The 6,284-nt window shown below is 49.1% G+C and carries 6 protein-coding genes; all 6 read left to right on the plus strand.

Annotated elements, in window-relative coordinates:
* Window positions 1-444, plus strand: a 444-nt coding sequence (locus tag BGO59_RS35300; RefSeq protein ID WP_293692241.1) for a phosphatase PAP2 family protein, incomplete at its 5' end; no start/stop codon positions are given.
* An 18-nt stretch (window positions 445-462) separates the two neighbouring features.
* A complete protein-coding gene (locus BGO59_RS35305; protein ID WP_293692243.1) occupies window positions 463-1,539 on the plus strand; it encodes a BamA/TamA family outer membrane protein in 1,077 nt (358 codons plus the stop codon).
* A gap of 20 nt (window positions 1,540-1,559) precedes the next feature.
* Complete coding sequence (locus BGO59_RS35310; protein ID WP_293692245.1) at window positions 1,560-2,690, plus strand: hypothetical protein; 1,131 nt, start codon at window positions 1,560-1,562, stop codon at window positions 2,688-2,690.
* A 5-nt stretch (window positions 2,691-2,695) separates the two neighbouring features.
* Window positions 2,696-3,955: a TolC family protein gene (locus BGO59_RS35315; RefSeq protein ID WP_293692247.1), complete on the plus strand. Its 1,260-nt coding sequence runs from the start codon at window positions 2,696-2,698 to the stop codon at window positions 3,953-3,955.
* A gap of 15 nt (window positions 3,956-3,970) precedes the next feature.
* A complete protein-coding gene (locus tag BGO59_RS35320) occupies window positions 3,971-4,921 on the plus strand; it encodes an HlyD family efflux transporter periplasmic adaptor subunit (RefSeq protein WP_293692249.1) in 951 nt (316 codons plus the stop codon).
* The coding region (locus tag BGO59_RS35325) for an efflux RND transporter permease subunit (protein WP_293692251.1) at window positions 4,911-6,284 on the plus strand (1,374 nt) is incomplete at its 3' end. The genes BGO59_RS35320 and BGO59_RS35325, both read left to right, overlap by 11 nt.

Genomic DNA, 6,284 nt, shown 5'->3' on the forward strand with positions numbered 1-6,284 from the left:
TTCTTACAGTACGGACCCGCTGTAGCCTGGGCTGGGTTGAGTCTGGCGGGCGTGAAAGGTCGATCGCAACTTCTCGACCGAGCGTTAATCGGTGTACTTGCCTACGGGATTAGTACAGTCGTGGTGTTGGGGCTAAAACACACCTCGAATGAGCTTCGGCCCGATGGGTCCAATTACCTCTCCTTTCCGTCGGGTCATACCGCCAATGCGTTTACCGGAGCGGCTTTACTGGATCGTGAGTTTCGCGGAGTTAGGTCCTGGATTCCGATTGGAGGGTACGCGATGGCTACTTCGACCGGAATCTTACGGATGACCAATGATAAACACTGGATATCGGACGTACTGGTCGGAGCAGGTATTGGACTACTCTCAACCGAGGTAGCGTACCGGGTTTATCCATGGCTGAAACGTAAAATCGGAAGGCAAAAGGCCCATTCGTACTAACTCATTTCTCTACTGGTTATGCTTAAACAACTGTTGGTGGGCTTACTTCTCGTAGCCATTCAGGGCAGGGCTCAGGAATCCGGACTGGATTCTGTCCAGTCCAGACGTGCCCAGTTTATTCCGCTGCCCGTCGTGTATTACACGCCCGAAACTAAGTTGGGCTATGGTCTATTAGGCGTTTGCCTATTCCGTACCGATAGTACCGCCCGAACATCAAATGTGGATTTTGCGATTATCCATACGCTCAACCGGCAAACTGTGGTAGAGCCAACCTATACCGTATTTACCCACCGTGAACACTATTTAATACGGGGTATGTTTCTCTACACACAGTTTCCAGAATTTTATTACGGTATAGGAAATGAGACTACTGACAACCAGAAAGAATTGATTTCCTACAAAAGCTTGCGAGCTTACAACCGGTTGCTTCGGCAAATCAAGCCCGGTTTGTTTGTGGGTTTGCAGCAACAGTATTTCAAAACGTTCGATGTTAACAGATCATCGGAAAGGGAGTTTCCGATGAATACGCTGATTGGAGGGCTTGGCAGCGTTGTTAATGGGGTTGGTGTGGCGGCTGTGCTGGATACGCGGGACAATATTTATTCGCCCTCTCAGGGTTGGTATGCTGATGTTTCCAGTATGCTTTATCGTCAGGTATTGGGAAGTGAATTCACATTCACCAACTATACCGTTGATATTCGGCGATACAAGTCCCTATCTCCACATACGGTTTTGGCGTTACAAGCCTTTGCCAATCTGAACGTTGGTGAAGTTCCGTTTAAGCTGGCCGCAACCTTAGGCGGCTCTTTTTTACTGCGGGGCTACTACAATGGACGATACCGCGACAATAATGCACTGGCTTTTCAGGCAGAAGTTCGGCAACGACTAATTGGTCGGCTGGGCGGAACTGTCTTTGCCTCGGCGGGTAACGTAGCGAATGTTCTGAATGAGTTTTCGCCGACGGAATGGAAAGTGGCGGGTGGTGCCGGACTACGTTTTTTAATCAGTCGAAAAGAGCACCTGAATTTACGATTCGATGTTGCCGTGGGGCAGCAAACACACGGCATTTATGTCAATATATCGGAAGCTTTTTAATTATGTTGACACACAACCTCATGCTGAAGTGCCTACTGTTTATCGTCGTTTTAGTCCTGTTTATAGGTCGTGCGCTGGCACAATATCCGATGATAAACAGCAATCCTGCCGCTCGTGCTTTACTGACGGAAGGCCTGGACCAAGTCTATGATAATCACTTTACTGTTGCTGGAGCCATGTTCGCTCAACTAGAGAAAGTAGCGCCCAATCACCCAGCCGTCGATTTACTACGGGGTGTCAGTTTGTATTACCAGTGGTTTCCAGCCCGCACCGACGCGAAGCTGAAGCAACAATGCGTACAACAGCTAGAACTAGCGGCTCGAAAAGCCGACGACTGGCAAAAGGAGAAAAAGAAACCCAACGCAACAGCCAACAGTGCGACTGCGCAGCCAGAAGCCATATTCCTGTACTTCACTGCCGAGGCTATATTAGCCAAAATCAGTCATCTCGAACTTGAACCATTTGCCGTAATTCGGCACGCCAAGAACGCCTATCCGTATATTCAGAAAGGCAAGACGTTCCAGCAGCAGTATCCCGATTTTTACCTCTCCACGGGTCTCTACAATTTCTACCGTGAGGTCTATCCGGAAATTCATCCGTTCTATAAAACGGTTGCCTGGGTCATGACTTCCGGCGATAAAAAACTGGGAATGACTCAACTACAGATCGCTACCCAAAAAGCCCTGTTTGTCCGAACGGAGGCTATCCTGTATCTGACTCACCTACTGACGGATTACGACAATAAACCCGCCGATGCACTTCCCTACCTGGCTCACCTGATCATTAGGTATCCCAACAATCCGTACTGGCGTTTCCTGTACGGCCAATCGTTGCTTAACGCACATCAGGTAGATGACATCCCTCACGAAATCAGCCAGTTGATGGCAGCCCCAGAAGAGGTCTACCATCAGATGGGAACGCTTTTGAAAGCTCGTTACGCGCTGGAAAAAGGGCAACCATCTATTGCCCAAACCCTGGCTAATGAGCTTGTGCAGGGTTCAATACGGGATGAATCCGCGAGAGCGTATGCGTATCTGGTTTTGGCTAGAATAGCAAGCCTTCAAGGGCAACAAAAACAAGCCAGGCAATACTATAAACAAATGCTCGAGTTGGCCGAATACCCGGTATTACGGAACGAGGCCCCAAAATAAGCCGTATGCGATTAGAGAAACGACTATCCATAGTGAGTATCTGGCTACTGTTTCAGGCTATTTCTGGTTTTGGCCAGGACACGCTAGCTCACCGAAATCTGGCCTATTACCTCGACGCGGGACTGGCAAATAGTCCCTTGCTGAAGGATAATATCAATTCGATTACGTTGAATCGGCTCGACAGCCTGATAAATATTGCCATCAACAAACCGTATGTGCAGGCTATTGGCCAGTATCTATACGCACCGACTGGCCCCAACTGGGGTTACGATCAGAGTACGACGAACGGAGGGGCTTATACGGGTTTGATTCAGGCAAATCGAAATCTGCTCTATCGCCGGAATCTACGAATTCAGAACAACCTTAATTCAGCCCTCCGCGATTCACTGGTCAATACCGTTCGTATCAACCAGAACGATCTTGAAAAAGCGATTGTCGATCTGTATCTGACGGCCTTTCAGGATTATCAGCAGATGGTCATCTTCGGCGATTTGTACCAGATTCTGTCCAGTCAGAACGAGGTATTGAAAGAGCTACTTCGGAAAGCCTTGTTCAACCAGTCGGATTATTTGGCGTTTCGGGTCGACTGGCAACAGAGTGAAGTCAATCATGAAGGTGCCAAAGTCCAGTTTTTACAGGATATACTAGCACTCAATACGCTCTGCAACATTCCGGAAACGGGTCTGGTACAGCTCGAAAAACCAGCCTTGGCGCTACAAGCCCGTTTCACGCTCGACGATAATCCATATTTTCTTCGCTACCGCTACGATAGTGTAATCGTGGAACGAAACCGCCGGGTAATCGATATTTTTTATCGGCCCTCACTGGATTTCGTGGTCAATGCGGGTACAAACGCCATTAGTTCCGACCTGATCACCCGCCGATTTGGCTATAGCCTAGGGCTGAATTTTACCATGCCCATCTACAATGGGAACCAGCGAAAACTGCAATACCAGAAACTCGATGTAGCGCAATTGACCATCCGAAATTACCGGACTCAATACCTCAACCGATTCAACCTGCAACTGCGGACGGTCAACGAACAATTACGCGTCAATCAGAACCTGATTACCATTACCGAACGACAAAATACGGACGTCGAAAATTTATTGACCATTAGTCAAGCCCGGCTATATAGGGGCGATATATCGGCCATCGATTACCTGCTCATTGTGCAGCGATACCTGAATAGTAAGCTATCCCTGAACCAATTAATCATTCAGCGGCAGCGATTCATCAACACCTTCAACTATCGAAACTTTTAATCCAGACTTAAACGTATGGTGAACCCTCTTTATGCCTTAGGCTTTTCTCTTGCGCTGCTGTTAACCAGCTGTGGTTCGTCATCAACGAATGATACGAGTACTCAGGCTACCACCGATGCGTCTAAACCCAAAACGCCCGTTGACGTGACGACTGTGAAAGCCGATTCATTTCGGGTTGAAAAAACGTTTCGGGGCATAACCTATTACCTCACCAGTGGCGATATAAAATCACCGATTGCGGGCTACGTAACTAAGGTGTACGTAAAAATTGGCGATCAGCTTCGCAAGGGTTCTCCCCTGTTCGGACTGGAAACCAAAGAAGCTTACGCGCTGGGTGGTAAAAATTACCTCAACGACCCAACGCTTAAAAACATTGGCCAGTTAATCATCCGCGCTCCTGACAAGGGGCTGGTTACGCTGGTGCAGGCTGAAGAAAATGAGTATGTGCAGGACGGTACGGTACTCGCGACGTTTTCAGCACCCGATATGTTTGTTTTCCTGATCGAAGTACCGGCCGAACAGGATTCGTCAGTACATGTAGGCAGTGTTTGCAGCATCCAGTTACCAAATGGCCGTCGGATTGGTGGGCGGATCTCCCGAACGCTGGCTATTGCCGATTCGCTCTCTCAAACTGAACGCTTTGTAGTTAAACCCGACCATCCGATGGTGCTGCCCGCTCGGCTCCAGCTGGCCATTACGTTTACAAATCAGCAACATAATCACGCACAGTCTCTGCCTAAGGGTGCCGTACTGGCCAATGAGCTCCAGACCGACTTCTGGGTCATGAAGCTCGTTAATGACTCCACCGCAATCAAGGTACCCGTCAAAATTGGTCTTCAGCGCGAAACGCGCATCGAAATTCTCAGTCCACGTTTTGGCCCCAAGGACCGCTTTGTCAGCAAGGGTGGCTACGGTCTGGCCGATACGGCGTCAATCATCATAAACCGTCCTGCCCATGCCCATTGAACAATCCGCCGAGCAGCCCAGTTTTTTTCGTTTTCGCAAACCGATTTTAGGGTTGCTGATCCTGCTGCTGGTGGGCGGTGTTTTCGCGTACCGAAGTATCCAGGTATCCTTATTTCCGGAGCGTACATTTCCCAAAATCAAAGTCATTGCCGACGCGGGCGAACAACCCGTCGAGCTCATGATGGTGGCCATTACGCAACCACTGGAAAATGCGGTCAATCAAGTGGAAGGGGTCCAGATGGTTCGTAGCACCACCAGTCGGGGTAGTTCCGAACTGTCGATTTATTTGAACTGGTCGGTGGATATGGACGTATCGTTGCAGCGTGTCAATGCCCGCATCAACCAGATTCAGAATACGTTGTTACCCAATACGAACTTGTCTGTAGAGAAAATGTCGCCATCGATTCTTCCGGTGATGGATTTCGCGCTTCAGTCGAACAGTCGTGATTTAATTGAATTGCGTAAACTGGCCGTGTACACCATTCGCCCGTATTTGAGTCGGGTAACGGGTGTGTCGAATGTGCAGGTGATGGGTGGCCGAACCAAAGAATACTGGATCGTGCTCCAACCCGACAAACTGGCCAGCCTGAACGTAACGCCAGCAGCCATTACGACCGCCCTGACAGCAACGAATTTCATCCAGGCTGACGGACTCGTCTCGGACTACAACCGCCTTTACCTGACCCTCACTGATGCAACGGTTCACTCCCGGCAGGATGTTGAAAACATCATCATTCGCAGCGATGGGCAACGTGTACTTCGTTTAGCCGATGTAGCGACCGTCGAACTACACGAGCAGCAGGAGTACACCAAAATTGAAGCGAATGGTAAAGAAACGGTACTGGTCAATGTCGTCAAACAACCGTCTGCCAACTTAATAAACCTCAGTAACGGCATTACCCAGAAAGTGCAGGAACTCAAAAAATTGCTCCCCGCCGATGTTACGCTGACACCGACCTACGTTCAGGCTGACTTTGTCCGCGATGCGGTTAAAAGCGTGACTGACAGCATTTTTATTGGGCTCGTATTGGCCATTATCGTCACGAGTTTATTCCTGCGTTCGCTGAAAGCCAGTACAGTTATACTCGCCACCATTCCAATAATATTAGCAGCTTCCATTTTAGTTCTGTATGTGATGGGCTACACCCTCGACATTATGACGCTGGGCGGTATCGCAGCCGCTATCGGACTGATTATCGACGATGCCGTCGTGATTGTGGAGCAGATTCACCGGGTTGAAGAAGAGCATGAGGGGAAGTCAGATGCTCAAACGATCCAGCAGGCTATTAGCTACCTCTTTCCAGCCATGATTGGCTCGTCGCTGAGCACGATTGTCATTTTTATCCCCTTTTCGTTGATGAGT

Source organism: Spirosoma sp. 48-14, assembly GCF_001898575.1.
GTDB lineage: Bacteria > Bacteroidota > Bacteroidia > Cytophagales > Spirosomataceae > Spirosoma.